Annotated in this window: 19 protein-coding genes, 2 pseudogenes and 1 riboswitch; of the genes and pseudogenes, 15 read left to right on the forward strand and 6 right to left on the reverse strand. The window is 73.1% G+C overall.

Features of this window, described 5'->3' with window-relative positions:
• The first annotated feature begins 8 nt into the window (after positions 1–8).
• Entirely contained in the window at positions 9–1,037 is a 1,029-nt protein-coding gene (locus tag F9278_RS12215; RefSeq protein WP_152168348.1) for an MBL fold metallo-hydrolase, read from the forward strand.
• 171 nt (positions 1,038–1,208) lie between these two features.
• Here the strand turns inward: F9278_RS12215 and F9278_RS12220 are convergent, their stop codons facing one another.
• Positions 1,209–2,027 carry a phosphotransferase gene (locus F9278_RS12220; protein WP_152168349.1) on the reverse strand — a complete coding sequence of 273 codons (819 nt, stop codon included), beginning with the start codon at positions 2,025–2,027 and terminating at the stop codon, positions 1,209–1,211.
• An 89-nt stretch (positions 2,028–2,116) separates the two neighbouring features.
• A riboswitch (cobalamin riboswitch) is annotated at positions 2,117–2,175 on the forward strand.
• Positions 2,176–2,324: 149 nt separating this feature from the next.
• On the opposite strand from F9278_RS12220, the gene F9278_RS12225 reads away from it, so the two are divergent.
• From F9278_RS12225 to F9278_RS12275, 10 genes and pseudogenes are all read left to right on the forward strand, one after another.
• Complete coding sequence (locus F9278_RS12225) at positions 2,325–3,719, forward strand: prenyltransferase/squalene oxidase repeat-containing protein (RefSeq protein ID WP_152168350.1); 1,395 nt, start codon at positions 2,325–2,327, stop codon at positions 3,717–3,719.
• A 50-nt stretch (positions 3,720–3,769) separates the two neighbouring features.
• Entirely contained in the window at positions 3,770–4,462 is a 693-nt protein-coding gene (locus tag F9278_RS12230) for an SCO2322 family protein (RefSeq protein ID WP_226967279.1), read from the forward strand.
• 108 nt (positions 4,463–4,570) lie between these two features.
• On the forward strand, positions 4,571–5,692 hold the full coding sequence (locus F9278_RS12235; protein ID WP_152168352.1) for a CbiQ family ECF transporter T component: 1,122 nt from the start codon (positions 4,571–4,573) through the stop codon (positions 5,690–5,692).
• Positions 5,689–7,440, forward strand: a complete 1,752-nt coding sequence (locus tag F9278_RS12240) for an ABC transporter ATP-binding protein (RefSeq protein ID WP_152168353.1) — start codon at positions 5,689–5,691, stop codon at positions 7,438–7,440. Before F9278_RS12235 ends, F9278_RS12240 begins: the two co-directional genes overlap by 4 nt.
• Positions 7,437–8,246, forward strand: coding sequence for an ECF transporter S component (locus F9278_RS12245; RefSeq protein ID WP_152168354.1), 810 nt, complete (start codon positions 7,437–7,439; stop codon positions 8,244–8,246). The genes F9278_RS12240 and F9278_RS12245 overlap by 4 nt, the downstream gene beginning before the upstream one ends.
• 325 nt (positions 8,247–8,571) lie before the next feature.
• Positions 8,572–9,006 carry an aggregation-promoting factor C-terminal-like domain-containing protein gene (locus tag F9278_RS12250; RefSeq protein ID WP_450373524.1) on the forward strand — a complete coding sequence of 145 codons (435 nt, stop codon included), beginning with the start codon at positions 8,572–8,574 and terminating at the stop codon, positions 9,004–9,006.
• 215 nt (positions 9,007–9,221) lie between these two features.
• Positions 9,222–9,619: pseudogene (locus F9278_RS46120) on the forward strand (transposase); the annotation flags it as partial.
• 221 nt (positions 9,620–9,840) lie between these two features.
• Positions 9,841–11,658, forward strand: coding sequence for a S8 family serine peptidase (locus F9278_RS12265; protein WP_152168356.1), 1,818 nt, complete (start codon positions 9,841–9,843; stop codon positions 11,656–11,658).
• 37 nt (positions 11,659–11,695) lie between these two features.
• Positions 11,696–12,871: a ComEC/Rec2 family competence protein gene (locus F9278_RS12270; protein ID WP_152168357.1), complete on the forward strand. Its 1,176-nt coding sequence runs from the start codon at positions 11,696–11,698 to the stop codon at positions 12,869–12,871.
• Positions 12,868–14,190, forward strand: a complete 1,323-nt coding sequence (locus tag F9278_RS12275; protein WP_152168358.1) for a patatin-like phospholipase family protein — start codon at positions 12,868–12,870, stop codon at positions 14,188–14,190. The genes F9278_RS12270 and F9278_RS12275 overlap by 4 nt, the downstream gene beginning before the upstream one ends.
• Positions 14,191–14,243: 53 nt before the next feature.
• On the opposite strand, the gene F9278_RS47005 is transcribed toward F9278_RS12275, so the two are convergent.
• The 3 genes from F9278_RS47005 to F9278_RS12295 form a co-directional block, all read right to left on the reverse strand.
• Positions 14,244–14,747 (reverse strand): hypothetical protein, encoded by a 504-nt coding sequence (locus F9278_RS47005; RefSeq protein ID WP_226966715.1) that lies wholly within the window; start codon positions 14,745–14,747, stop codon positions 14,244–14,246.
• A gap of 272 nt (positions 14,748–15,019) precedes the next feature.
• The gene (locus F9278_RS12290; RefSeq protein ID WP_152168360.1) at positions 15,020–16,702 is read right to left on the reverse strand and encodes an nSTAND1 domain-containing NTPase; all 1,683 of its coding nucleotides are present in this window, start codon (positions 16,700–16,702) and stop codon (positions 15,020–15,022) included.
• 113 nt (positions 16,703–16,815) lie between these two features.
• Positions 16,816–17,985, reverse strand: coding sequence for a steroid 3-ketoacyl-CoA thiolase (locus F9278_RS12295; protein ID WP_152168361.1), 1,170 nt, complete (start codon positions 17,983–17,985; stop codon positions 16,816–16,818).
• A gap of 235 nt (positions 17,986–18,220) precedes the next feature.
• On the opposite strand from F9278_RS12295, the gene F9278_RS12300 reads away from it, so the two are divergent.
• Positions 18,221–19,456: a cytochrome P450 gene (locus F9278_RS12300; RefSeq protein ID WP_152168362.1), complete on the forward strand. Its 1,236-nt coding sequence runs from the start codon at positions 18,221–18,223 to the stop codon at positions 19,454–19,456.
• A gap of 83 nt (positions 19,457–19,539) precedes the next feature.
• On the opposite strand, the gene F9278_RS12305 is transcribed toward F9278_RS12300, so the two are convergent.
• Positions 19,540–21,606, reverse strand: a complete 2,067-nt coding sequence (locus F9278_RS12305) for a bifunctional glycosyltransferase 87/phosphatase PAP2 family protein (protein WP_152168363.1) — start codon at positions 21,604–21,606, stop codon at positions 19,540–19,542.
• 137 nt (positions 21,607–21,743) lie between these two features.
• Here F9278_RS12305 and F9278_RS47010 point away from each other — a divergent pair.
• The 3 genes and pseudogenes from F9278_RS47010 to F9278_RS12320 all read left to right on the forward strand — a co-directional run.
• A pseudogene (locus F9278_RS47010) lies at positions 21,744–21,848 on the forward strand (zinc ribbon domain-containing protein); the annotation flags it as partial.
• Between the two features lie 155 nt (positions 21,849–22,003).
• Entirely contained in the window at positions 22,004–22,267 is a 264-nt protein-coding gene (locus tag F9278_RS12315) for a hypothetical protein (protein ID WP_226966716.1), read from the forward strand.
• Between the two features lie 117 nt (positions 22,268–22,384).
• The gene (locus tag F9278_RS12320; RefSeq protein WP_152168364.1) at positions 22,385–23,056 is read left to right on the forward strand and encodes an O-methyltransferase; all 672 of its coding nucleotides are present in this window, start codon (positions 22,385–22,387) and stop codon (positions 23,054–23,056) included.
• Between the two features lie 23 nt (positions 23,057–23,079).
• Here F9278_RS12320 and F9278_RS12325 read toward each other — a convergent pair whose 3' ends face one another.
• Positions 23,080–23,475: an FHA domain-containing protein gene (locus tag F9278_RS12325; RefSeq protein WP_152168365.1), complete on the reverse strand. Its 396-nt coding sequence runs from the start codon at positions 23,473–23,475 to the stop codon at positions 23,080–23,082.
• Between the last annotated feature and the right edge of the window lie 3 nt (positions 23,476–23,478).

The raw sequence follows: 23,478 nt of genomic DNA on the forward strand, positions 1-23,478 counted from the left end.
GTGACTTCATGACACACGTGACCGATCACGGCGGAGGCGTACGGTCCATCGAGGTCCCCATCCCGGACAACCCGCTCGGCCACACCCTCGTGTACGTCGTCGACACCGACCGGGGGCCGGTCCTCGTCGACACCGGCTGGGACGACCCGGCGTCGTGGGACAGGCTCGCCGCGGGGCTCACGGCGTGCGGTACGTCGGTCGCGGAGGTCCACGGGGTCGTGATCACCCACCATCACCCCGACCACCACGGTCTGTCGGGGGCGGTGCGGGAGGCGTCCGGGGCGTGGATCGCGATGCACGCGGCGGACACGGCGATCGTACGGCGGACCCGGGGGACCGGTCCGGACCGGTGGTTCACGTACATGACGGCCAAGCTCACGGCCGCGGGCGCCCCGGAGGAGCATCTCGCGCCGCTCCGCGCACCCCGCAGGCCGCGTGCCCTGCCCGGGTTCACGCCCGCGCTCCCCGACCGCGACATCGTCCCCGGTGAACTCCTCGACCTCCCCGGCCGCCGCATCCGGGCGATCTGGACGCCGGGCCACACGCCGGGGCACGTCTGCCTCCATTTGGAGGAGGCGCACCCTTCCCGACTGCCCGGCCACGGACGGCTGTTCTCCGGCGACCACCTCCTGCCCGAGATCAGCCCGCACATCGGCCTCTACGAGGACCCGGACGACGACACGGTCACCGATCCTCTGGGCGACTACCTCGACTCCCTGGAACGCGTCGGGCGCCTCGGCCCGGCCGAGGTGCTCCCCGCCCACCAGTACGCGCTCACCGACTCCGCCGCGCGCGTACGGGAGTTGCTGGCGCACCACGAGGCCCGCCTCACCGGTCTGCTCACCCTCCTCGCCACGCCCCTCACCCCCTGGCAGCTCGCCGAACGCATGGAGTGGAACCGCCCCTGGCCCCAGATCCCCTTCGCCTCCCGCAACATCGCGGTCTCCGAGGCGGAGGCGCACCTACGACGCCTGGTGAAACTGGGGCGGGCGGAGGCGGTGACGGGGAGCGATCCGGTGGTGTATGTGGCGGTGTGAGGGGGGCAGGTGTGAGGGGGTGCGGAGGCGTGGGGCGGGCGGGTGCGTGAGGCGGGGCGGGGCGCGGTCTTCGCGGGGCGCCTGGCTCACCCTGCCCTGCCCCCTCCCCCCTCCTCTCCCCTCCTCTCCCCTCCCCTCCCCTCCCCTCCCCTGCGCTCCGCTCCCCCGCCCTCAAGTCGCCGCCCTCCCCGGGCCCTTGAGGGTGCGTATCAACTCCTCTGCGGCTCCCATCAGTTCGACCTCCCGTGCACTCATCGTCGGCTGCGCCGCCCGGCGTCGTCGTGCCTCGACCAGGCCCTCTTCCGTGAGCGCGGAGGGGCCGTCGGATTGATGAGCGAGGAGGGAGACGAGGGTGGCGTGGGCCATGGCAGCGCGGAAGTCGGCGGTGTCGACGGCGACTTGGGCGAGGATCATCGCGGAGATGCCCCAGTCCAGGCCGGGTGGCCCCTCCTCGGCGTTGCTCCAGTCGATGACCTGGGGGCCGTAGGGCGTGACGATGACGTTCTCGGGGTGCAGGTCGAGGTGGAGGACTCGGCGGTCGGACGCGTGGCCGCGGGGCGGGAGGGCGTGCAGTGTGCGCAGCAGGTGGGCCAGGGCGGCGCCGGCCCGGTCCGGTCCGAGCAGGCCCGAGGCGAAGGCCTCCAGCATCGTCGGCCCGGACAGCCGCTCCAGCACCATCTCCGCACGCGTCGCCGAGCGCACACGCGGTACGGGATAGCCGTGGCTCCGCACGTACTCCATGACCTCGGCCTCGGCGACCGCGTCCCCCCAGTCGTCCCGATAGCGCCGCAGCACCCAGGCTCGGGCGCCGCCCGCCGGGTCCCGTGGGGGTGTGTCGGATGCGTCACGGTCGGCGGGGAGGTGGGGGGTGTCGGCTTCGGGGCCTTCGGGGAGTGGGCCGGGGCGGGCCGCTCCGGACTCGGGTTCGTCGTCGTGGAGTTCGTACACGTCGGCCGTGCGGCCCGAGCCGAGGAGTCTTCCCGTGCGCATCGCCCGAACCTATCCCGGTGCACAGGGAGCGCTCAGGGTTTTACTACCGGCAGGTAGAGTGACCGGGTCGTCATCACACCCGTACTGGGGGAAGCCGGTGCAAATCCGGCGCTGACCCGCAACCGTGAACCGGCCCCGGCAAGGGGACGGTGAGTCGGATCGCCCGGTACGGAACCGTGACCGGCTCGCGTCACCGGCGGTCCGCCGGTGCACGGCACCGTCGAGGAATACGGAGCCGAGCCGCCCGGCGCTTCGCCGTGCGCCCGGCTCCCCGTCAGGGAGGGGCAACCCCCGATCATGAACGTCCGCCGCAGCGCCGCGGTAGTCGCCGTACTGGCCGTAACAGCCGGTCTCGGCACGGGACTCGGTAGCGGTACCGGTATCGGTACCGGTAGCGGTAGCGGTACCGGCACCGGTTTCGCGCCGGTCGCCGTCGCCGTCACCGCCGCCGACGCGGCCTCCGCGTCCCCGGACACCGCCGCCGCTCCCTCCGCCTCGCCGTCGCAGGCGATCCCCACCGGTCTGTACGGCTCCAACGACCCCACGTACGACGGCGTCTGGCGGCAGTCGCTCGCGCTGCTCGCGCTGGACACCGTCGGGGAGAAGCCGGGTGCGGGGGCGGTGGAGTGGCTCGTCGGGCAGCAGTGCGGCAGTGGGGCGTTCGCGGCGTACCGGGCGGACGCCACCGCCGAGTGCGACGCGAAGACGGCCGTCGACACCAACAGCACGGCCGCCGCGGTGCAGGCGCTCGCCGCGGTTGGCGGCCGGAACGCCGAGGCCGGGCGGGCGGTGAGCTGGCTGAAGGAGAACCAGAACAAGGACGGCGGCTGGGGCTACACCGCCGGCGGACCCAGCGACGCGAACTCGACCTCCGTCGTCATCGGCGCCCTGACCGCCGTGGACGAAGCCCCCGAGCGGCAGAAGAAGGACGGCAACTCCCCCTACGACGCCCTCCGCGCCCTCGCCATCCCCTGCGCCGAAAGGGATGGCGAGGACGCGGAGGCCGGAGAGAACAGCGGGGATGGCGGGGGCGGCGGGGGCTTCGCCTATCAGCCCGACAAGAAGGGTGGGCTCGTGGCCGACGCCGATGCGACGGCCGCCGCCGTGCTCGGCAGCCTGGGTGAGGGGTTCGTGGCCGAGGCGGGGACCGGGGAAGGTGCCGCCGGGAAGTGCGTCGCGGGTGACTCTCCTGAGGAGCTGGCCCACAACGGGGCCCGTTACCTGGCCGGTGACCTCGCCGCCGACGGCTATCTGAAGTCCGCCCTCGCGGGTGCGGAGGACCAGCCGGACCACGGCAACACCGCCGACGCGGTCGTCGCGCTCGCCGCCGCCGGGGACGAGGAGGCGACCGCGAAGCCGCTCGCCTGGCTGGCGAAGAACCACGGCGTCTGGGCGGCCGAGGCCGGGCCCGCCGCGTACGCCCAGCTCGTCTTCGCCGCGCACGCCTCCGGCGGCGATCCGCGCGACTTCGGCGGCACCGACCTCGTGGCACGGTTGAAGGAGACCGGTCCGGCGCGTGATGTGGACGACTACTCCTCCGTACCCCACGACGACACGGCCGCCGGGGAGACGCGCTACGACGGTGGACTCGGGGCGGGCGCGTGGTGGGCGATCGGGCTCGGGGGCGTCGTCGTGGCGGCTGTCGTCGGGTTCGTGGCGGTCAGGGCCGGCAGGAAGCGGCGGGAGGCGTGACCGGCCGTCGTCGCGGGGGCGCCGGGTCGCGGTCGCGTGGGGTGCTGTTGCTGCTGAGCGGTGTCCTGGTCGTGCTGGGGCCGGGGGGCCTGGGGCAGGGGCAGGCGCAGGCGCAAGCCGCCGCGTACCGCTACTGGTCGTTCTGGGAGCGGGACGGTTCGGCCTGGGCGTACGCCACGCAGGGGCCGTCGACCGCGCGGCCGTCCGACGGGGAGGTGCAGGGCTTCCGGTTCGCGGTCAGCCGGGACTCCGGGGACGCGGTCCGGCCGCGTGGGGCCGCCGACTTCGCCACGATCTGCGGGGGCACGGGCGCGCGGGGCGGGGAGAAGCGGGTCGCGCTGGTCATCGACTTCGGTACGGCGGCGGACGCGCCGGCGGGCGAGACGCCTCCGGCGGCGCGTACGGCGTGTGCGCGGGTGGCGGACGACGCGACCACTGCCGAGGCGTTGGCCGCTGTCGCGGGGCCGCTGCGGTACGACACGAGTGCGATGCTCTGCGCGATCGCGGGGTATCCGAGGGCGGGGTGCGGGGAGGCGGTCGGGACCGACGCCGACGCCACCGCCACCGCCACCGCCGGCGCTGATGCTGATGCTGATGCTGATGCTGATGCCGCGAGTTCATCGGCCGCGGACTCCTCCGGCGGGGAGGGGGCAGGGCCGGCCGTCGGGCTGTTCGCGGGTGTGGGGGTGGTGGCCGTGCTGGGGGCCGCGGCGGTGTGGCAGGCGCGGCGGCGCCGGGGGTAGGGGTCGATGCGGTGGTTCACAGGGCGCCCGGAGTCGGGGTCGGCCGGGGCGGGGTCCCGCGACTCGGCGGCCCGGCAACCCTCCCCCAGGGCTGGTCGGGAACGTGGGGTGCACCCCCTCGCGTGGTGGCTCTGGGCGTTGGGGCTGGCGACCGCCGCGTCGCGGACCACCAACCCGCTGCTGCTCGGGCTGCTCGTCGCGGTCGCCGGGTTCGTCGTGGCGACGCATCGGACGGACGCGCCCTGGGCCCGTTCGTACGCCGCGTTCGTGAAGCTGGGGTTGGTGGTGCTGGTCGTACGGCTGGGGTTCGCGGTCGTGCTGGGGTCGCCCGTCCCGGGGACGCACACGCTGTTCACGCTGCCCGAAGTGCCGCTCCCCGACTGGTCGCAGGGGATCCGGCTCGGCGGCCGGGTCACGGCGGAGGGTTTCCTGTTCGCGCTGTACGACGGGCTGCGGCTGGCCACCCTGCTGATCTGTGTCGGCGCCGCGAACGCCCTCGCCAACCCGGCACGGCTGCTCAAGTCCCTCCCCGGCGCCCTCTACGAGGCGGGCGTGGCCGTCGTCGTGGCGATGACGTTCGCCCCGCACCTGGTGGCGGACGTCCAGCGGTTGCGGGCCGCGCGACGGCTGCGCGGGCGCCCGGACCGGGGCGTTCGGGGGCTGCTGCATGTCGGACTGCCGGTGCTGGAGGGCGCGTTGGAGCGGTCGGTCGCCCTCGCCGCCGCGATGGACTCGCGCGGCTACGGCCGTACGGCACAGGTCCCCGCCCCGGTCCGCCGTACGACCGCCGCGCTCACCCTCGGCGGGCTGCTCGGCGTCTGCGCGGGAACGTACGGTGTACTGACCGCCGAGGGCGGCACCTACGGCCTCCCCGTGCTGCTCACCGGGCTGGCCGCCGCGCTCACGGGGCTGCGGCTGGGCGGCCGGCGCTCGCCGCGCACCCGCTACCGGCCGGATGTGTGGGGGGTGCGCGCGTGGCTGGTGGCCGGGTCCGGTGTCGCCGTCGCCGCGCTGCTGATCGTCTGCGCCGCGTACGACGCCGCCGCCCTGCACCCCGGTGTCGTCCCCCTCACCTCTCCGAGCCTCCCCCTCGGGCCGGCCGCCGCGATCCTGCTGGGCCTCCTCCCCGCGTTCGTCGTGCCCACCCCACCGAGATCCGCACCGCTGGAATCCGCCCCACCGAGATCCGCCGCACCGAGATCCGCCGCACCGACGAAGGAACGCGCATGATCCGCTTCGAGGATGTCTCCGTGACGTACGACGGGGTGGACCGACCCACCGTCCAGGGCGTGGACTTCGAGGTCCCGGAGGGTGAACTCGTGCTGCTCGTCGGGCCGTCGGGCGTCGGCAAGTCGACGGTGCTCGGGGCGGTGAACGGGCTCGTGCCGCACTTCACCGGTGGCACCCTGCGCGGCCGGGTCACCGTGGCCGGCCGGGACACCCGTACCCACAAGCCGCGTGAACTCGCCGATGTGGTGGGCACGGTGGGGCAGGACCCGCTGTCGCACTTCGTGACGGACACCGTCGAGGACGAACTCGCCTACGGGATGGAGTCGTTGGGGATCGCCCCGGACGTGATGCGGCGCCGGGTGGAGGAGACGCTCGATCTGCTGGGCCTCGCGGACCTCCGCGACCGGCCCATCGCCACGCTCTCCGGCGGCCAGCGACAGCGCGTCGCCATCGGGTCCGTCCTCACTCCGCACCCACGCGTCCTCGTCCTCGACGAACCGACCTCCGCGCTGGACCCGGCCGCCGCCGAGGAGGTCCTGGCCGTGCTCCAGCGACTCGTCCACGACCTCGGCACGACCGTCCTCATGGCCGAACACCGCCTGGAACGAGTGGTCCAGTACGCCGACCAGGTCGCCCTCCTCCCCGCGCCGGGCGCCCCCCTGACCCTCGGCACACCACCCGAGATGATGGCGATCTCGCCGGTGTACCCCCCGGTGGTGGACCTGGGCCGCCTGGCGGGCTGGTCCCCGCTGCCCTTGACGGTGCGGGACGCCCGCCGCAGGTCGGGCCCCCTGCGGGAACGCCTGGCGACTCAAGCCCCGCCCCGGGCACCGACCCGGGCACCGGAGGGGCGCGGGGCTGTCACATGTGCGGCTCCGCCGCGTGGGCGCGAGCAATCACGAACCACCCGCACCCCGCACACAACAGAACCCCCCACCCCCTCCCCGGCGGCAGTCGACGCCCTCTCCGTCCACCACGGCCACGTCCACGCCCTCACCCACGTCACCCTCACCGTCACCCCCGGCGAGACGATCGCCCTGATGGGCCGCAACGGCGCCGGCAAGTCCACACTCCTCTCCGCCCTGGTCGGCCTGGTGACACCGGCGTCAGGCTCGGTACGCGTGGGCGGCCTCACACCGCACCGCACGGCGCCCAAGGACCTCGTACGCCGCGTGGGACTCGTACCGCAGGAGCCCCGCGATCTGCTGTACACGGACACGGTCGCGGCGGAGTGCGCGGCGGCCGACCGGGACGCGGGGGCCGAGCCGGGCACGTGCCGGGCGCTGGTCTCCGGTCTGCTCCCGGCGATCGCGGACGACACCCACCCCCGTGACCTGTCCGAGGGTCAGCGCCTGGCCCTCGCCCTCGCGGTCGTCCTGACGGCCCGCCCCCCGCTGCTGCTCCTCGACGAGCCGACCCGGGGCCTCGACTACGCGGCCAAGTCCCGCCTGGTCACGACCCTGCGCGCGCTCGCCGCCGACGGTCACGCCATCGTGCTGGCCACCCATGACGTGGAACTGGCCGCCGAGCTGGCCCACCGGGTCCTGATCCTCGCCGACGGCGAGATCGTCGCCGACGGTCCGACCCCCGAGGTCGTCGTCGGCTCCCCGTCCTTCGCCCCGCAGGTCACGAAGATCCTCGCGCCGCAGCAGTGGCTGACCACGGCCCAGGTACGACGCGCTCTGCGGGCGGCGGAGGGACCGGACCGGCCGGAGCGGGGCGCGCCCGCCCCCGGGGAGCGGTCATGAGCCGCCCGGTCCCCCTCTCCCCCCGTACCGTCGCCGCCCTCCTGATCGTCAGTGTCATCGGGGGCGCGGCCTTCGGCTGGCCCTTCTTCGCGGATCCCGGGTCGCAGGTGACCGCGCACGCGAAGGACGCGCCCTGGCTGTTCGCGGGGCTGCTCGTGCTGCTGGTCGGGGTCGTCGGGGCGACGCTCTCCGAGGCCGGGCTCGGCGCGAAGGCCGTGGCGATGCTCGGGGTGCTCGCGGCGACCGGCGCGGCGCTGCGCCCCATCGGGGCCGGAACCGCCGGGATCGAGCCGATGTTCTTCCTGATGGTGCTCAGCGGCCGGGTCCTCGGCCCCGGCTTCGGCTTCACCCTCGGCGCGGTCACGATGTTCTCGTCCGCGCTGCTCACGGGCGGGGTGGGGCCGTGGATGCCGTTCCAGATGCTGGCGATGGGGTGGTTCGCGATGGGCGCCGGGCTGCTGCCGGGCGCGCGGCGCCTGCGCGGCCGTGGCGAACTCGTCCTGCTCGCCGCGTACGGCTTCGTCGCCGCGTTCGCGTACGGCACGGTCATGAACCTCTACGGCTGGCCCTTCATCGACACGCTCGCCTCGAACATCGCCTTCGACGCGGCGGCGGACCCGGCCACGAACCTCGCCCGTTTCACCGCGTACTGCCTGGCCACCTCCCTCGGCTGGGACCTGGGCCGCGCGACCGTCACCGTCGTGCTGACCCTCACCCTCGGCGCCCCGGTCCTGAAGGCACTGCGCCGGGCCACCCGCCGGGCCGCGTTCGAGAGCGCGGTCACCTTCACCCCGCCCACCCGGTGACCCGTGTGTGAGGTCCCGTCCACCGTCCGTCACATGAACCGTGAACCACCCCACAGGGCCCACATCACATACGATCCGGGCTCGTAGATCGAAGCGCATGACATGTGCACGGCCTTATGGGCGCTGACCTGGGCTTTGAGAGCCACGTCACAGAGGGGGCGTTCGGCGCGGATACGACCACCACTAGCAAAAGGGGTCATTGCGGACGCTCGCTCCGGCTGTTTCTCTGAATGAGTCGCAACGGCGCCGACGAGCCCACCCGGGCCTCGGCGCCGACGTACGCCCCCACCGCACACCACGTGGTGAAGGCATGCCCGCGACGGCCATGTCCCCGAAGAAAAGGTGCCCCGTGACCATCTCCGTTCTCCGCCGTATCGCCTCCCCGAAGAAGGCCCTCGCCGGTGTCACCCTGGCCGCCACCGCGACCGGTGCCCTGCTCGCCGCCGCGCCCGCCCAGGCCGCGTCGGAGGCCTCTCAGGCGCAGTCGGTCGCGAAGAAGATGATCTCGGACTCGGCCCAGTACAAGTGCTTCTCCCACATCGTCGACCACGAGAGCGACTGGGACGTCAACGCGACGAACGCGTCCTCCGGTGCCTACGGCCTGGTCCAGGCGCTCCCCGGCTCCAAGATGGCCTCCGCCGGCTCCGACTGGAAGACCAACGCCGCCACCCAGATCAAGTGGGGCGTGGACTACATGAAGGACCGCTACGGCAGCCCCTGTGGCGCGTGGAACTTCTGGCAGGCCAACAACTGGTACTGATCCGGCACGAGCGGCACGAGCAGCACGAGCAGCACGAGCGGCACCACCGGCTCCACCCTCACCACCGGCACGTCCGAGTGCCGGCACGGACCGAAGGCGGCGGCCCCCGATCCCCGGGGCCGCCGCCTTCGCCATCCCCCGCTCCCCCCATTTCCCCCGTGCCCCGCCCCCGCTCTCCCCGGGACCCCCGGCCCGGGGCGGATCGTGAAGGGCGCCGCACCGAACTGGTCACCGATGCGCTCCGGGCCGCGGCCCGTACCCGTGGCGGAACCCTTGACGGGGCGATATTCCACAGCGACAACGGCGCCCAGTACTCATCGAAGGACTTCGCGAACGTGTGCCGCGAACTCGGCGTGACCAGATCGCGCGGGGCGGTCGGAACCTCGGCGGACAACGCCGCTGCCGAGTCTTTCAACGCAAGCCTGAAACGGGAGACCCTGCAAGGAAGGAGACCCTGCAAGGAAGGAGACGCTGGCCAGGAGCGCGCGAGGCCCGCCTTGCGGTGTTCCGGTGGGTCACTCGCTACAACACGAGAAGGAGGCACTCAGCACTCGGCCAGATCAGCCCAATCGCCTTCGAACAACGATCGGCTACGCTGGCCGATGCCGCATAGCAAACGGTGTCCACGACTCGGGGTGAGGCCCCAGCCGGGCCTCCCCCACCCCGAGAGCCATGAGCGCTCCCACGTCAACCTCCGGGTCCTCGCCGTCCTCGCCTATCTGCGCAGCACCCGCCCCGCCCCCGAGGGCTGACAACCCGCCCCGGATGCGGTGGTCATGGCCGGGGCGGAGAATGGGAGGCGTCCCTCCCACGCCACGCGCATCGGGAGCCGTGATGGACCGAGCGGAACTGCTGGCCGTGTTCTACGGGGAGGGGCCCGTCCCCGTGCTGTGGGCGACCGACTGCCCGGTGCACTTCGACGTGTGGCTGGCCTTCGCCTCACCACCCCCGGCGCCACCACCGCCGGCGCCACCACCGTCGTCGCCCCCACCGGCGCCCCCGTCGGCGCCCCCGTCGGCATACCGGCAGGATCTGATCCTCGCCGTCCGTGAGGAGTACGGCGTCGAGCGGGCGCTGGAACGGCTGACGCGGATGCGGTTGACGGAGGCGTGCCGGCCCGTGGCGGCCGGGAGTTTCGTGGTGGCGCAGGTGACGCTGGAGGAACTGGTGACGGCGCTGCTGCCGTTGACCAGTCTCGCGGGCGTGGTGCGGGTGTCGCACGAACTCGCCGTCGAGAGCGGGGCGGAGGGGATCGAGGCGGCGCTCCGGGGACATGTCCGGGCCCCGGCGACCAGCGAGATCCACGACAACATGCAGCGCCGCCAGGAACGCGGACGGCAGCTCACCTGGTTCCTGAACCTGCTGCACCGGGTCGTCGCGGACGCGGCCCCGGACGGGCGCGACGGGCGCGACGTGACCGGCGTGCTCGCGCGGATGCTGGCCGACGCCGTCCCGGACACCCACCCGGTGCGCGGCGCCCACAGTCCCGTCGGCCAGGCCGTCGACCGGCGGCAGAAGTACCCGATCGTGTCGGTGACGACGAACCGCCGGGCGACCCGGGCGGTCGTACGGTCCCGGCGGACGATCAAGGCCGACGCCGCCGAGCAGGTGTTCTCGGTAGACAGCGCCTCCATCGGCTGGGCCGTGGTCGACAGCGGCATCGACGCACGGCACTCGGCGTTCCACGAGTGGGACACCACCGTCTCCCCGCCACGCAAGCTGGAGTCGCGTATCGCCCGCTCCTTCGACTTCACCTGCGTACGGGCGAAGCTGCCCGACGACGCGCTGGTCAACGGGCTGGTGAACTGGTCGGCCGCGCTGCCGTCCGTGGAGCACGACCCGGCTCCCGGCCCGCCCGCGCCGGGGCACCCCGACCCGTACGTCCCGCCCGGCGACCAGCACGGCACGCACATCGCCGGGATCATCGGCGGGTGGTGGCCGGAGCTGGAGTTCCGGGGGATCTGTCCGCGTATCCGGCTGTACGACTTCCGGGTGCTCGACGACGACGGCGAGGGCGACGAGTTCTCCATCGTCACCGCGCTCCAGGCGGTGCGGCACATCAACGAGCAGGCCGGGCGGTTCGTGATCGCCGGGGTCAACCTCAGTCTGTCGGTGCCGCACGACGTCGCCACGCACTCCACCGGCTGGACCCCGGTGTGCGTCGAGTGCGACCGGCTGACCCGGTCGGGTGTGGTGGTGGTGACGGCGGCCGGGAACGCCGGGTTCACCGGGACCGTCCGCACCCTGGGCACCGGCTACCACGACATCAGCATCTCCGATCCCGGCAACGCGGAGTCGGTCATCACCGTCGGCTCCACGCACCGCAGCAATCCGCACCGCCACGGCGTCAGTTACTTCTCCAGCCGTGGCCCCACCGGCGACGGGCGGCCCAAGCCCGACCTGGTGGCGCCGGGCGAGGACATCGACGGTCCGATCCCCGGCGAGGGCATCGCCGCCATGCACGGCACCAGCCAGGCGGCGGCCCATGTGAGCGGGGCGGCGGCCATGCTGCTGGCCCGCTACCGCGAGTTGCTCGGCCGCCCCGAGCGCGTGAAGGAGATCCTCTGCGCGACGGCGACCGACCTCGCCCGTGAACGAGACTTCCAGGGCCATGGGCTCGTCGACGTACTGCGTGCCATGCAGTCCGTGTGACGCGGCCCGGTGAGGCGGCCCGGTGAGGCGGACGACCATGCTGACCTTCGATTTCCTCGACGCCCGCCACGGCGACTGCTTCCTGGTCCGCTGGGACGCGGAAGACCCCCGGGGCCCACGCGACGAACGGCACGACGAACGGCACGACGAACGGCGCGAAGAGCGGCACGACGAGCGGGTCATGCTCGTCGACGGCGGGCCCGCCGGGGTCTACCGGGCCTCCCTCCAGGGCCGGTTGCGCGCGCTCACCGGCCGGAACGGGGGCGGCGCGCACCGGAGCCCGGACGACGGCACCCCACCCCACCTCGACGTCGTCTGTCTCTCGCACGTCGACGACGACCACGCCGGCGGTCTGGTCCGGCTCTTCAAGGACATGCGGCAGGCCCAGCAGGACGGGGAGGCCCCGCCGTACGACGTGGACGCGCTGTGGTTCAACTCCGTGGAGGAACTCGTCGACCAGCGGGCCCCCGGGCTGAGCGCCTCCGTCCACCCACTCCTCGAAGCCGCCGCCTCCTCCGACGCGGCCGTCACCGCCAGCTACAACCAGGGCCGGGACATCCGCAACGCGGCCACCGCCCTGCGGCTGGACGGCAACGCGCCCTTCTCCGGCCCCCTCACCGAGGGCGCCGAGGCGACCCTGCACGACCTGGACGTCACGGTCGTCGCCCCGGACGAGGGCGCCCTCGCCGAACTGGAGGAGAAGTGGCGTGAGGCGAAGCTGCGGCGCGATCCGGAGGTCATCTCGGCGGCGTACGCGGACAGTTCGGTGCAGAACCTGTCCAGCATCGTGCTGCTGCTGCGGCACGGGGGCGGCACCGCGCTGCTCACCGGTGACGCCCGGGGCGACCACGTCCTGGCCGGGCTGCGCGCCCTCGACCTGGTCGACGACGCCGGCCCGCTCCACCTCGATCTGCTGAAGCTCCCGCACCACGGCAGCGACCGCAATGTGGAGCCCGACTTCTTCGAGCGGATCCGGGCCGACCACTACGTCGTCTCGGCCGACGGGGTGCGCCACCACCACCCGGGCGAGGACACCCTGCGCTGGCTCGTGGAGTCCCGCGCCCCCGAGGACGAGTACGTCGTCCACCTCACCAACCACATCCCCTTCGCCGAGGAGACGCTGGAAGGACTGCGCGCGGACCGCGCCTTCGAGGTCGACGTCAGAGGGCCCGCCGACCAGGCGCTCGTCATCCCGATCGGAGGCCGGCCATGACCAGGTCACGGCATGCGGAGGACACCTTCACCCGCCCCGGCCCGCGTACGGCCCCCGTATCCGCCCCACCCGCCGCGGCCCCTTCCCCCGGCCCGGCCGACGCGCCCGCCTGGGCCGTCGACTCCCCCGCGCTCGGCACGGGCCTCACCACCCGGCCCTGCGGCGACTCCCTCCGCCCGGCCGAACCACCGCCCGCCACCGGCACCCCGGTCGCCCTCGCCCTCTCCGGCGGCGGCTTCCGCGCCACGCTCTCCGCGCTGGGCTTCGTCCGGCTGCTGGCCGACACCGGACTGCTCGCCCGGCTGCGCTACTCCTCCTCCGTGTCCGGCGGCTCGATCGCCAACGCCTGTCTGGCCACCGCCTGGCCGGCCCTGCGCGCGCGGGACTTCACCCCCGAGGCCGTGGACGACCTGGTCATCGCCCCCGTCGTCGACCGGGTCGGCGCCCACTCCCTCAAGCGGGCGCTGCTCCGGGACATCTGGCGCACCCTCGGCCCCACCACCCGCACCGATCTGCTGGCCCGCCGCCTCGACGACTGGTTCCTCGACGGGACCGAGCTGGCGGACCTGGACCCGCAGGTCCGCTGGATCGTCAACGCCGCCAACCTGACGACCGGCGTCCGCTTCACCTTCGAACGCGAGGTGTACGGCGACTACGCGATCGGTCTCGCCCGCACGTCCGGCACGGGCCTGCGCCTGAGCCGGGCCGTCTCGGCCTCGGCCGCCGTCCCCGGCCTCTTCCCACCCGTGGTCCTCGACGCCTCCCCGTTCCCCTGCGCCACCCACCGCCCGGCGCTCCTGGACGGCGGCACCTACGACAACACCGGCCTGGAGGCCCTGGACAGCGACAACTACCGCCATACGTTCCTGTGCGCCCTCAACGCCGGGGGCCTGCTGCGGCCGGGTCTGTACGGCCGGGTCCCGGTGATCCGCGATCTGGCGCGGGCCAACTCCCTCCTCTACCGGCAGAGCACCGCGCTGCGCACCCGGGCCACGATCGAACGGTTCCGGCGCGGCGCGGCCCTCGGTCCGCACGGTGAGGTCCCGCCCGGGGCCCGCCGGGGCATCCTGGTGCAGCTCTCCACGGACTTCCCGTTCGCGGACCCGCTGCTGCACCGCTGGCGCGCGACGTTCCCCGAGCACCGCACCCACGACGGCCGCGATCTGTCCCTGGTCCCCACCGTCTTCGACCGCCTCGCCCCGTCCCTGTGCCGGGCCCTGGTCCACCGGGGCTGGTGGCTGGGCGGCGCCGGCCTCGCCGCGTACCATCCCGAACTCCTCCCCCCGGACCTGACGACCCTCCACCCACCGGAACGCTGACCGGCGCCGCCGGCCGACGCCGGCCGACACCGGCCGATCACCACCGGCCGGCGTCATCGGCCCCGGTCGTCGCGCCGCACGTCCGCGCACTCGACGTCGTCGGTGCCCCGGGCGCCGTACGGGTCGACGGTCGTCCCCGTGGGAGTGACCTCGCCGTCCAGGCACAACTGCCCGTCCATCAGCCGCAGATCGAGCGTGAACCGGACGCCCTCGCCGGAGCGCCGCAGGCCCTGGACCCGGTCGTCGATGTAGCCGAGGCCGCGCAGGGTGTCGCCCACGGCGCCGGGTGTCGGTGCGGAGGCGCCCTCGAACGCCTTGGTGACGCGGCCGGTGTGGACACGGGCCTCGCACTTCTCCAGCGAGGTCAACTCCACCTCCTTCGCGGCGTCTTCGGGATCCCGGGGTTCCCCGGTGGGCAACGGCTCGTCGGGAAGGGGCAGTTCGGTCGGCTCGGTCGTCGGTGGTGCGGCGGAGTCCGGCTCCTCCTCCGGGACCGCGGTCGGCGGGGCCGGGCGCTTCCCCGCGCACGGCTCGCCGAGGCCGACGAGCAGTTCCATGAAGGCCAGATACTCGGCGTCGGCGGCGGCGGCCCGATCGGCCGCGGCCGACCCGGCCCCGACCCGGCCGCGTTCGCCGGGTCACCGGCGTCCGCCCGATCCGTGCCACAGGCGGTCAGCGCGAGCGCGCACACTGCCGCCAGCGCGGCGCCGACGCGCCGCGTTCCCCGTGCAGTTCGTCTCATGCCAGAAGTGTGGGCGCGGGCAACGAACCGGACATGAGTACGACTACTCAGCTTCGCCCTGGGTGGCCCCGGCCCCGGCCTCCGGTGTCAGCACGCCCCGCCGGATTCCTGCTCCGGCAGATACCGGGCCCGCTCCTGCCGGGTGAGGTCGCGGTGGACCGCCCGGCAGATGTCGTCGATCGCCTCGGCCGGGCGGGGAAGGGCCGCGTCCCAGAGCCGCAGACGGTTCCCGTGGTCACCGACCGCGAGGGTGCGGCCGTCGGGGCTGAACGTCACACTCGCCGCGCTGTCCCCGGGCAGAGTGGCGCGCACGTACCGGGTGGCGGTGTCCCACAGCCGTACGGCGCCGTCGGCGGCGGTGGCGAGCGTCCGGCCGTCGGGGCTGAAGGACAGCGCGACCGGGCCCTCCGTGAGGCTGGCGGTGAGCGTGGCGTCGAGGTCTCCGGAGCCGGTGTCCCACAGCCGTACCGTGCCGTCGTGGCTGCCGCTGGCGAGGGTCGTGCCGTCCGGGCCGTGGGCCAGCGCGGACACCGTCCCGGTGTGCCCGGTCAGCCGGCGTTCCAGAGGGACGGCCGCGGCGGCGTACAGGCTCCGCGTGGCCTCCAGGGTGGGGCTGGTCCGGTACGCCCTGATGGCGAGCAGCGAGGCGAGGTCGGTGTCGCTCTCCAGCAGGGCGGCGGACTGGGCGGCCAACTGCCGGGAGGGTCCGTCGCGTTGGGCGTCCAGTGCGTTCTGGCGCTGTGAGTAGGCGACGGCCGTGGCGGTGAGGGCGAGGGCGAGGAGGCAGGCCGGGGAGGAGACGAGGACACGCAGCCGGCGGGTGGTGCGGGCCTCGGCGCGCTCCTCCTGCTCCAGGGCGTCGAGCCCGGCCGCGAGGAAGGCGGCCTCCTGGGCGGTCAGGTCGTCGGTGCGGCCCGGCGCTCCGAAGTGCTCCCGTGCCGTGACGAGCCGGCTCCCCCGGTACAGCGCGCCCGCGTCGCGGCCCAGCTCCTCCCAGGCGCGGGCCGCCTCGGTCGGCTGCCGGTGGGCGCGCAGCCGGTCGCGGTCCTCCTCGATCCAGCCGCGCAGCCGGGGCCAGGCGGTGAGGAGCGCCTCGTGGGCGACCTCGACGGCGGTGCCGTCGACGGTGAGGAGGCGGGCTCGGGCGAGCGCCTCCAGGACCCGGGCGACCTCCTCCCGTCCGGTGCCCGTGGTCTCCAGTTCGGCCCTGTCGGCGGGCCGGCGGGTGTCGGGGGTGCCGTCGCCCGGGGAGCTCAGCCGCAGCAGCACCCGGCGGGCGGTGGCCGCCTCGCCGTCGGTGAACCGGCCGTACACGTCCTCGGCGGTCTTGGCGATCGCCCCGTCCAGTCCGCCGGCCGCCTCGTACCCGGCGAGGGTCAGGGTCTTGCCCCGGCGGCGGCGCCAGGTCTCCAGCAGGACGTGCGACAGCAGCGGCAGCCCGCCGGGCGCGTCGGTGATCTCCTCCACCAGCCGGGTGGTCAGCGCCCGCTCCACGGTCAGTCCGGCCGCGGCGGCCGGTCCGACGACGACCTCGCGCAGCTCCGCCGAACTCATGGGCCCCGCCAGCAGGTTGGCGTCCCCCAGCGCCTCGGCGAGCCCGCGGTGCTCGGCGCAGCGGCCGTGGAAGTCGGCCCGCACCGCCACCAGCACCCGCAGCCGGCTCCCCGGTTCGCGTGCGGTCGGCGACAGGTCGATGAACCGGGCGCGTTCGGCCGGGTCGTGGCAGAGGGTGAAGACCTCCTCTGGTGGGATCGGTGGTGTGGACGGCACGGGGCCGCCCACGACGGGGGACCGGGCGGCGCGACCACGGGGGACGGCCGCTCACGGGGGGGGAAGGGACGGGCCCCGCCGGCCGCACCACGGCCGGCGGAGCCCGTTCCGCGTCACAGCCGCTGAAGGATCGTCCCGGTCGCCAGACCGCCGCCCGCGCACATCGTCACGAGCGCGAACTCCTTGTCGGTCCGCTCCAGTTCGTGCAGCGCGGTGGTGATGAGCCGCGCGCCGGTCGCGCCCACCGGATGCCCGAGCGCGATGGCACCGCCGTTGACGTTCACCTTCGTCAGGTCCTGGTCGAAGACCTGGGCCCAGCTCAGCACCACCGACGCGAAGGCCTCGTTGATCTCGACCAGGTCGATGTCCTTGAGCGACATCCCGGCCTTGCCCAGCACCGCCTTCGTCGCGTCGATCGGCCCGTCGAGGTGGAAGTGCGGGTCGGAGCCGACCAGTGCCTGGGCGACGATCCGCGCCCTCGGCCGCAGCTTCAGCGCCCGCGCCATCCGCTTGGACGCCCACATGATCGCCGCCGCGCCGTCGCTGATCTGGGAGGAGTTGCCCGCCGTGTGCACGGCCGTCGGCATGATCGGCTTCAGCCGGGCCAGCGCCTCCGGGGAGGTGTCGCGCAGCCCCTCGTCGTGGTCGACGAGCCGCCACATGCCCTGCCCGGCGCCCTGTTCGGCCTCGGTGGTCGGCACCTGGACGGCGAACGTCTCCTTCTTGAACCGCTCCTCGGCCCACGCGGCGGCGGCCCGCTCCTGCGAGAGCAGCCCGAGGGCGTCGACGTCCTCCCGGGTGAGCCCCCGGTGCCGGGCGATCCGCTCCGCCGCCTCGAACTGGTTCGGCAGATCGACGTTCCACTCCTCCGGGAACGGTTTCCCGGGCCCGTGCTTGGACCCCGACCCGAGCGGCACCCGGGACATGGCCTCGACGCCACAGCTGATCCCGACGTCGATGACCCCGGCCGCGACCATGTTGGCCACCATGTGCGAGGCCTGCTGCGAGGAGCCGCACTGACAGTCGACGGTCGTGGCGGCCGTCTCGTAGGGCAGGCCCATGGTCAGCCAGGCCGTGCGCGCGGGGTTCATGGACTGCTCGCCGGCATGGGTGACGGTGCCGCCGACGATCTGCTCGACGCAGTCGGCGGGGATGCCGGTGCGGCCGAGGAGTTCACGGTAGGTCTCGCCCAGCAGATAGGCGGGGTGCAGATTGGCGAGCGCGCCGCCGCGCCTGCCGATGGGGGTGCGTACGGCTTCGACGATCACGGGTTCCGCGGCCATGGGAATCCTCTCAACGGTGACCCGCGCGGCGCGGGGCGTCCCGGCCCGGCCCGCCACGCAGAACTAGTACGCGTTCTAGTTCTCTTCAGCAGTCTGCTGAGCCCTGCTCCGGGACCGCAAGGGGCGTGCGGCAATTGAAAAGCCGACCGAAGGGCCCATACCCCTTGCTTGTTCTGGAACCCGTTACTACGGTCACCGCAATTCCCTATATCTGATGCTCCGTCAGGAGTCGCCGATGCCCTGTCCAGCGCTGCCCGACGGGTTCGACTTCACCGACCCCGACCTGCTGCACCACCGTGTCCCCCTCCCCGAGTTCGCCGCACTGCGCCGTACGGAACCGGTCCACTGGATCCCACAGGCACCCGGCGTCGCGGGCTTCGCGGACGAGGGCTACTGGGCCGTCACCCGGCACGCGGACGTCAAGTACGTGTCCACACACCCGGAGTTGTTCTCCTCGACGGTCAACACCGCGATCATCCGCTTCAACGAGCACATCGAGCGGGACGCGATCGACGCGCAGCGGCTGATCCTGCTGAACATGGACCCGCCGGAGCACACCCGGGTCCGCCAGATCGTGCAGCGCGTGTTCACCCCGCGGGCGATCCGGGCGCTGGAGGACAATCTGCGCCACCGCGCCCTGAACATCGCCCGCGAGGCCGTCGCCCACGCCGGCCCCTTCGACTTCGTCACCGAGGTCGCCTGCGAACTCCCCCTCCAGGCCATCGCCGAACTGATCGGCATCCCGCAGGAGGACCGCATCCGGATCTTCGAGTGGTCGAACCGGATGATCTCGTACGACGACCCGGAGTACGCCATCACCGAGGAGGTCGGCCAGCAGTCGGCGATGGAACTGATCGCCTACGCCATGAACATGGCCGCCGACCGCAAGCAGTGCCCGGCGAAGGACATCGTCACCACGCTGGTCGCCGCCGAGGACGAGGGGAACCTCACCTCCGACGAGTTCGGCTTCTTCGTGCTGATGCTGGCGGTCGCGGGCAACGAGACCACCCGTAACGCCATCACCCACGGCATGCACGCCTTCCTCACCCACCCCGACCAGTGGGACCTCTACAAGCGCGAGCGCCCGGCGACCGCCGCCGAGGAGATCGTGCGCTGGGCCGCCCCGGTCAACTCCTTCCAGCGCACCGCCACCCAGGACGTGGAACTCGGCGGCAAGCTGATCAGAAAGGGCGACCGCGTCGGCATCTTCTACGCCTCCGCCAACCACGACCCGGACGTCTTCGAGAACCCCGACACCTTCGACATCACCCGCGACCCCAACCCCCACCTCGGCTTCGGCGGCGGAGGCCCGCACTTCTGCCTCGGCAAGTCGCTGGCCGTCCTGGAGATCGACCTGATCTTCAACGCGATCGCCGACGCGATGCCGGGGCTGCGGCTCGCCGGCGAGCCGAGCCGGTTGCGCTCCGCCTGGATCAACGGGGTGAAGCACCTTCAGGTGACCACCGGCTGACCGCCCCACCCCGCCGTACTCGGGCCGACGGCCTCCCGGCGCCGTCGGCCCGTCCCGTCCCGCCGGAGGCAGGGGCCACACCCCTACGCCCCGCCCCTGCCTCCGTCGTCTCCGTCCGCTCCACCGCCGATGCGCCGGGCGGCCGTGGCGAGTCTGCCGGTCGTCTCCGGTTGCTCGCGCGGTTCCCCGCGCCCCTTCCGGGGCGCGGTGGTGCGGGGGCCGGTCAGGAGGTACGTCAGGCCGAAGCCCGCGCCCACCACCGCCGCGCCGCCGACCGCGTCCAGCACCCAGTGGTTGCCCGTCGCGACGATCGCCAGGACCGTGAAGAAGGGGTGCAGCAGGCCGAGGACCTTCATCCACACCCGGGGCGCGACGATCGCGATGGTCAGGCCGCACCACAGGGACCAGCCGAAGTGCAGGGACGGCATCGCCGCGTACTGGTTGGTGAGTTCGGTGAGTCTGCCGTAGTCCGGCTTGGAGAAGTCCTGGACGCCGTGGATGGTGTCGATGATGCCGAGGCCGGGCATCAGGCGCGGCGGGGCCAGCGGGTAGAAGAAGAAGCCGACGAGCGCGAGGACCGTGGTGAAGCCGATGGCCGTACGGGCCCAGCGGTAGTCGGCGGGGCGGCGCCAGTACAGGAGGCCGAGGACGGTCAGCGGGACCACGAAGTGGAACGACGTGTAGTAGAAGTCGAAGAAGTCCCGCAGCCAGCCGATCCCGACGACGGTGTGGTTGACCCAGTGCTCGATGTCGAGGAACAGGGCCTTCTCGACGGCGAGGACCTGCCCGGCGTGCTCCTCGGCGGCGGCCCGGCTGCCGGTGGCCTCCAGCCGGGTGCGCTGGTAGGCGGCGTAGGTGACGCGGATCAGCAGCAGTTCGAGCAGCAGGTTGGGGCGGGTGGCCACCCGGCGCAGCAGCGGGGCCCAGCTGAAGCGGGTCTCCGTCTTCGGGGCGTACTCGGTGGGGATCGGCGCCCGGTAGTACTCCGAGGTGCGGGACAGGAACGGCACGACGAGCGCGGCGGCGAGCGCGGCCAGCAGGACGACGTTGTCACGCAGTGGGTGCAGGACGCCCGTGTTCGGCACCATCATCTTCGCGGGCAGTGTCATCACCAGGACGACGGCGACCGGCCAGACGTACCGCGACGAGGCCTTCGTACCGACCCGGCCGACCACCGCGAGCAGCACCCACAGCAGCTGGTGCTTCCAGGACGTCGGCGAGACGGCGACCACGACACAGCCGGTGATCGCGACGGCGAGCAGCAGCTGTCCGTCACGGGCGTAGCGGATGGCCCGCCGCATGCCGAGTACGGCGACGGCGGCGGCCAGCGCGAAGAAGACCGCGATCTCCAGCGGCCCCTCCAGCCCGAGCCGGAGCAGCGCGCCGTGCAGGGACTGGTTGGCGAGATCGTCCGCCCGGCCGCCGAGACCGACCCCGGCCAGATGGTGCACCCAGTAGGTGTACGAGTCGTGCGGCATCGCGGCCCAGGCCAGCGCGGTGGCCCCGGCGAAGGTGATGCCGGTGCTCGCGGCGGCCCGCCTGCGGCCGGTGAACCAGAGCAGCGGCACGAACAGCAGGACGGTCGGCTGGAGGGCCGCGGCCAGCCCTGTGCAGACCCCGCTGGTGCGCTCGCCCCGTACCGCGAAGCATCCCGCGAGGACGAGCAGGACGGGGATGATGCTGGTCTGGCCCAGGTACAGCGTGTTGCGCACGGGCAGCGACAGCATCAGCAGGGTGACCGCGACGGGGGCCGCGAGCAGCGCCGTACGGCGGGTAACTGGCTGGGGGAGGGCGCGGGCGGCGACCAGGCCTAGGGCGACGACCAGCAGGAGGGTGCCGAAGGTCCAGCCCCAGCCGAGTGTCTGTTCGGCCATTCGGGTGAGTGGCTTGAGGACGAGGCCGCCGAAGGGGGTGCCCGTGAACCGCGTCGAGTCGTACAGCGAGCCGTTCACATGCAGGACGCCGCTGGGGCCGACCCAGGTCTCCAGATCCGTCAGCCGATCGCCCCGGGGCGTGCTCAGCACGACCGCGACCTGCCGCACCGCCAGGATCCCGGCGAACAGCCACAGCAGGGCCCGGACGGTGCCCAGTCTCGCCGCCGTCGCACTCCTGCCCACGGCACCGCCCGGTCTGCTCTGCTCCGTCGCCACGTGCTGTCGTCCTCCCGCCCCGTAGACGTCCCACCGAGAAGGCTCGCACTGTCCCGGTTGTGAGACGCGGGCAACCCCCTCTTCACCTGAGAGTCGCCCCTGTTTTGTCCGGATGACGATAGTGCGCGCAGAGTTGTCTGCGGTGCAGTGCCTGCGGTTGGATCGACAAGAACTCGCGCAAGAACCAAGCCGGGTTCGAGTGTTCCTCCTGTGGCTTCACCTGCAGCGCGGACACCAACGCCAGTATCAACATCGCGGCAGGACAGGGCGGAATCCCCCGCCCCCGGCGCACAGCCGGTGCCGGAGGGGTGACAACGGCCACCAGCTGTACGAACACCCGTGAACCTCGGCCCGAATGGGCTAAAATCCCGCTCTTCCAAGAGGGGGAGGATGTCAAGTGGACGAGATGCAGACCGTGTGGGGCATGCCCGAGTGGCTGGTGTGGTTCGGCATCGGCATGGCCGTACTGGCGATCAAGGCGGTGGCCGTCGCGATCGTGCTCATCCGCAACGCCAAGCGGCAACTGCCGCCCGTACCGCCACCGGGCGCGGTCTTCATTCCGCCGGGCGCCTACCCGCCGGGGGCATACCCGCCGGGGGCACCAGGCGCCTATCCGCCGCCGAATGCGCCCACGAATCCGAAGTCCGGGCCGAACGACTGAAACACACCCCGGAACCGCTGGCAGAACACCCACCCCGCGCCTATATTCATTAGCGCACCTACTTAGCTGTTCTAAGTAATTAGCGATCGCCTGACAAGGCGCGGGAGGCACAGCTTCATGAGCGAGTCGCGGACCTGGGACGACGTCGACGCCTACTTCACCACCCAACTCGCCCCGAACGACGAGGCACTGGAGGCGGTGCTGCGGGAGAACGCGGCGGCCGGGCTCCCGGCCATCGACGTCGCCGCCAACCAGGGCAAGTTCCTGCATCTCCTCGCCCTGATCCAGGGCGCCCGCCGCATCCTGGAGATCGGCACCCTGGGCGGCTACAGCACCATCTGGCTGGCGCGGGCGCTGCCCGCCGACGGCAGACTGATCTCCCTGGAGTACAGCGCCCAGCACGCGGAGGTCGCCACCCGCAACATCGCGCGCGCCGGGCTCGACGCACTCGCGGAGGTCCGGGTCGGCCCGGCCCTGGAGTCGCTGCCCAAGCTGGCCGACGAGAACCCCGAGCCGTTCGACCTGGTCTTCGTCGACGCCGACAAGGCCAACAACCCGCACTACGTGGAGTGGGCCCTCCGGCTCACCCGGGCCGGGAGCGTCCTGGTCGTCGACAACGTCGTCCGCGGCGGCCGGGTCGCCGACCCGGACAGCACCGAGCCGGACGTCGTCGGCACCCGGGCCGCCATCGAACTCATCGCCGCGCACCCGAAGTTGAGCGGCACGGCGATCCAGACGGTGGGCTCCAAGGGGTACGACGGCTTCGCACTGGCCCGCGTACTGGACTGACCCCGCCGGCCGGGGGGCTCCCGTCAGGCCTCGTGATAGAAGCCCACGTTGACGCTGCGGGGGCCGGTGCGGTCGTAGATGACGAGTTCGCCGGAGCTGCCGTGCGGGAGCTTCGCCGTGCCGCCGTACGGGAGCGGTGAGGGCTGGTGGCCCAGCAGGGTCAGCCGTACCTCGGAGGAGGGGTCGGCGTGCGAGCCGCGCAGCCAGGTGACCTGCCAGCTCCCGTCCGGGGCGCAGAGGAACTCCAGATGCACCCGGGAGACGAAGAGCCAGTCGTCGGGTGTCGCGAGCCGGCACACCGCCCGATCGCGGCCCACCCGGAGCACGCCGCCCGGCTCGCTGGGCGCGTCGGCCATCAGCATGCCGGCCGTCGCCCCGGCGTCCGCCTCGGAGACCGAGGCCATGGTGAGTTCGAGCACGTA

The sequence above is a fragment of the Streptomyces phaeolivaceus genome, assembly GCF_009184865.1.
In the GTDB taxonomy this organism is placed as follows: Bacteria; Actinomycetota; Actinomycetes; order Streptomycetales; family Streptomycetaceae; genus Streptomyces; species Streptomyces phaeolivaceus.

Bases quoted from the DNA above. Each gene is read 5' to 3' on its own strand.
- F9278_RS12250 (WP_450373524.1), top strand. From the start codon at position 8,572: ATGTCCCCGAAGAAAAGGTGCCCCGTGACCATCTCCGTTCTCCGCCGT.
- F9278_RS12320 (WP_152168364.1), top strand. From the start codon at position 22,385: ATGAGCGAGTCGCGGACCTGGGACGACGTCGACGCCTACTTCACCACC.
- F9278_RS12270 (WP_152168357.1), top strand. From the start codon at position 11,696: ATGCTGACCTTCGATTTCCTCGACGCCCGCCACGGCGACTGCTTCCTG.
- F9278_RS12245 (WP_152168354.1), top strand. From the start codon at position 7,437: ATGAGCCGCCCGGTCCCCCTCTCCCCCCGTACCGTCGCCGCCCTCCTG.
- F9278_RS12220 (WP_152168349.1), bottom strand. From the start codon at position 2,027: ATGCGCACGGGAAGACTCCTCGGCTCGGGCCGCACGGCCGACGTGTAC.
- F9278_RS47005 (WP_226966715.1), bottom strand. From the start codon at position 14,747: ATGGAACTGCTCGTCGGCCTCGGCGAGCCGTGCGCGGGGAAGCGCCCG.
- F9278_RS12215 (WP_152168348.1), top strand. From the start codon at position 9: ATGACACACGTGACCGATCACGGCGGAGGCGTACGGTCCATCGAGGTC.
- F9278_RS12295 (WP_152168361.1), bottom strand. From the start codon at position 17,985: ATGGCCGCGGAACCCGTGATCGTCGAAGCCGTACGCACCCCCATCGGC.
- F9278_RS12265 (WP_152168356.1), top strand. From the start codon at position 9,841: ATGGACCGAGCGGAACTGCTGGCCGTGTTCTACGGGGAGGGGCCCGTC.
- F9278_RS12275 (WP_152168358.1), top strand. From the start codon at position 12,868: ATGACCAGGTCACGGCATGCGGAGGACACCTTCACCCGCCCCGGCCCG.
- F9278_RS12300 (WP_152168362.1), top strand. From the start codon at position 18,221: ATGCCCTGTCCAGCGCTGCCCGACGGGTTCGACTTCACCGACCCCGAC.
- F9278_RS12240 (WP_152168353.1), top strand. From the start codon at position 5,689: ATGATCCGCTTCGAGGATGTCTCCGTGACGTACGACGGGGTGGACCGA.
- F9278_RS12225 (WP_152168350.1), top strand. From the start codon at position 2,325: ATGAACGTCCGCCGCAGCGCCGCGGTAGTCGCCGTACTGGCCGTAACA.